Here is a 236-nt window from a genome sequence, read left to right on the forward strand (position 1 = left end):
AAGTACCGACCACCTAACAACTTCGAGGCAAACTTTACCCTGGAAACAGGAGACAACCAACTCATGTTCGTACTAGTCGTAGGTAAAAACAGAAAACCGCTAAACCCCTGTCATCCGGCAAGGGCAAGAAAATTTCTCAAAGAAGAAAGGGCTGTTGTCCTGCGACGCTACCCTTTCACCATCATGTTGAAAGACACAGAAGAGGACTCGTCGGTAAAAAAACCAGAATACAGACT

The 236-nt window shown here is 45.3% G+C and carries 1 protein-coding gene; it reads left to right on the plus strand.

Translation table 11 applies throughout. The features are described from left to right. Positions 1-63: 63 nt before the first annotated feature. The coding region (locus AC0QH1_RS26305; protein ID WP_324634419.1) for an RRXRR domain-containing protein at positions 64-236 on the plus strand (173 nt) is incomplete at its 3' end.

The sequence above is a fragment of the Phormidium sp. CCY1219 genome, from assembly GCF_055795085.1.